The sequence below is a fragment of the Limnospira sp. PMC 289.06 genome (assembly GCF_032350395.1).
Classification (GTDB): domain Bacteria; phylum Cyanobacteriota; class Cyanobacteriia; order Cyanobacteriales; family Microcoleaceae; genus Limnospira; species Limnospira platensis.
Map to the genome: position 1 here is coordinate 1 of NZ_JARPLC010000318.1, position 1334 is coordinate 1334.

The following is a 1334-nucleotide window of genomic DNA, read 5'->3' on the forward strand; positions in this document are numbered from 1 at the left end:
CTTATACAATAGCCATACATTATACTGTACTTTGTGTTTTGTGTAAAGGCTGTATCATAGTGATAGGTTAAACAGCAAAATTGTAGCGCTACTGGACGCTGTAGAACTTGCCGATTGTCCTACACAATTTAACGAATGTCGTCGATTCTTGGAGCTTGAAAGCACTTTTCTGGCTATGCACAATTCCTTGATTACAGCAATTAAAAAATGGTTGTAAGAAAAAATCAAGCAATAATAAAAAGCCAATAAAAATGAGCTTTAATAATGCTATAAATTTTCAATAAAATTAAATGATTTCCTCAAAACAGAAAACACAAAACCATGAACGAGAAACAAGCAAGGTTAATGGTTATCGCGGAATTAGCACGTGATATTTACACTCAATTACTGTCACGATATATCCCCTATGCTAACCAAGACACCAGGGTGAAATTAGCCGAAATCGCCCATAACGCCGCTGTAGATTTTATGGCGGTACAGGAAAAGTGGGTATCGTCTCATGATGCGATTATTCAGCCAGCATCATTTATGCCCGACTTGAATGGCAATGATGACAGCAGTGACATTTTTATGGGGGGTGACTTCAATGCCTAAGTTATTGCCAGTAATCAACTTAATGTCTGGAAGGTTTAGCAACTTTCTACTGGGTCATGGTGGAATTTGCATTGACTTAGATACACCCGAATGGTTTGACTACCTGATCAAAAACAAATCATTTTCGGTTGAGTTAAACGGTAAACGGTTCACGGCTTGCAAAAAAACATCTATCAACGGTTTCGCGTACTGGAACCTGAAGGGCTCGGACGGTAAAATCAACCATCACATCTATATCGGAAAATCTGACCAGACTACCAACGAAAAGATTCAACAAGCTGCTATAGCTATGTTTTATCGGTGTAACCCTAAACAAGCGTAAACCCTAACAGCTAACAGCTAACAGCTAACTCAATAACTTAATGGCCCCCTATGGTTTCTGACTGTAGGGGGTGTCTGCATATTTTCCCAACACACTACTGAGACACAGTAGTGTGAACGGTTTATACGAATGCTCACCCTATCATGTCCAGATATTACCCATAACTACTTGACCCCTAACAGATAGCTTTACCTACAACCTACGACTAAGATTTTGGGGGTGAACTGATTATGTTGGTATCGGTTTCCGCACGGGGTGATTGCCAACAAAGATTGGAAACTTGCTGAGGATTATGTGGGTATCGAGTCCCATCCCGGTAATTGTCACCAGTTGAAAAGTTGTTTGGGGGTATCGGGTTGGATCCGGTAGATGATAGCCCATAGTTTCCCCTCACCGGAGATTATGAATCAGACCCATG

The 1334-nt window shown here is 40.6% G+C and carries 2 protein-coding genes; both read left to right on the forward strand.

Features of this window, described 5'->3' with window-relative positions; translation table 11 throughout:
• Positions 1-321: 321 nt before the first annotated feature.
• Entirely contained in the window at positions 322-594 is a 273-nt protein-coding gene (locus tag P5674_RS24815) for a hypothetical protein (RefSeq protein WP_006615768.1), read from the forward strand.
• On the forward strand, positions 587-916 hold the full coding sequence (locus P5674_RS24820; RefSeq protein ID WP_035737519.1) for a hypothetical protein: 330 nt from the start codon (positions 587-589) through the stop codon (positions 914-916). The genes P5674_RS24815 and P5674_RS24820 overlap by 8 nt, the downstream gene beginning before the upstream one ends.
• Positions 917-1334 lie beyond the last annotated feature (418 nt).

What these genes read in the sequence shown, in the direction of transcription:
- P5674_RS24815 (WP_006615768.1), top strand. Translation starts at nt 322, where the DNA reads ATGAACGAGAAACAAGCAAGGTTAATGGTTATCGCGGAATTAGCACGT.
- P5674_RS24820 (WP_035737519.1), top strand. Translation starts at nt 587, where the DNA reads ATGCCTAAGTTATTGCCAGTAATCAACTTAATGTCTGGAAGGTTTAGC.